The organism is Neisseria sp. P0022.S010, assembly GCF_051956635.1.
The window spans coordinates 1-1,062 of sequence record NZ_JBQCXF010000736.1 but is presented as its reverse complement, the minus strand read 5'-3'; the positions used below and the strand labels follow the sequence as shown (position 1 = coordinate 1,062).

3 protein-coding genes are annotated in these 1,062 nt (G+C 44.0%); all 3 read right to left on the bottom strand.

What is annotated here, in order from left to right:
• Positions 1-28: 28 nt before the first annotated feature.
• Entirely contained in the window at positions 29-478 is a 450-nt protein-coding gene (locus ACTHUT_RS21045) for a DUF3290 domain-containing protein (RefSeq protein WP_107997268.1), read from the bottom strand.
• Positions 479-607: 129 nt separating this feature from the next.
• Entirely contained in the window at positions 608-823 is a 216-nt protein-coding gene (locus tag ACTHUT_RS21040; protein ID WP_070825809.1) for a hypothetical protein, read from the bottom strand.
• The gene (locus ACTHUT_RS21035; RefSeq protein ID WP_003749376.1) at positions 816-1,031 is read right to left on the bottom strand and encodes a DUF4177 domain-containing protein; all 216 of its coding nucleotides are present in this window, start codon (positions 1,029-1,031) and stop codon (positions 816-818) included. Before ACTHUT_RS21035 ends, ACTHUT_RS21040 begins: the two co-directional genes overlap by 8 nt.
• Positions 1,032-1,062 lie beyond the last annotated feature (31 nt).

Here is a 1,062-nt window from a genome sequence, read left to right as displayed (position 1 = left end):
GAGTATGCTTCCATGTGTGTGTATCCTGTTATTCTTTATCGATGAGTTCGATATTGTTGTTGACCAAATTGATGGGCGTCAGCGTGTAGGCGGAGAAGTCTTGATTGAAATGGACTTCGTAATATTGGCTTTTGATGCCGATAATCATGCCGTTGAACAGGCGCGTGCTGTTGACGATGATGTCTTGTTTTTCAACTTTTTGGTTTTCAATCAAGGCATTGAGAAAACCCACCATGCGCGAAGTATCGGCGGCAAAGTTTTGACGCTCGCTGTACGAAAGATATTGCGTGCCGCAGATGAGGATGAGCAACAACAGCGCAATAATGCTCAGGTCGCGGTATTTGGTGTCCATGCGGTGGCGCAGGTATTGCGATACGGCGAGCAGGAGGATGACGAGGGCGGCGAAAATCAGGACGTATTTCAAGTAGTCGTTGAAATACATATGGTTTTCAAGATAAAAGTGAGAAAAGAATTTCATGGTATTTGATAAATTTGGGAAGGGTAATAAGGCCGTCTGAAACTTACATTTCAGACGGCCTTGTCTATTAAACAAGGATTTTGCGTCAAGGTTTCGGATAAAGCACACATGGTGCTTCCCGAAGTAGTATCAGTTGATAAATCCGTCGTCCTTCATTTTCTTTTCGGAAAAATACTGGCTGATGACCAGTAAGCTGGCCAGAATAATAATGAAAAGACCTGCCATGGTCAGGGTGATTTTGAGAAACATATCGGCATCGATGAAGGAAAACCAAAGTTGCAAAATCAAGAGCAACACCCAGCTGACGAACAATCCGAGACAGGCATAGACGCCGAGTTTAAACACGTTCTTTTTCCAAAATGACGACGTAGGCTTCACGCACGAAAAACAGCAGCATGCGGCGCTGGTCTTTTTCCATGGTAACGACCTTCCAGCCTTGCGAAGCGTGGCTGTTGAGGAAATCGCTGAATTTGACCGGATTGATTTTGGCGCTGCCAAAAACCAAACTGGAAAGCAGGTTCTCTTGATAAATGACGGCTTTATATTCTTTCATTTTATTCCTTTAAAAATAAGGGGGCTTTCAA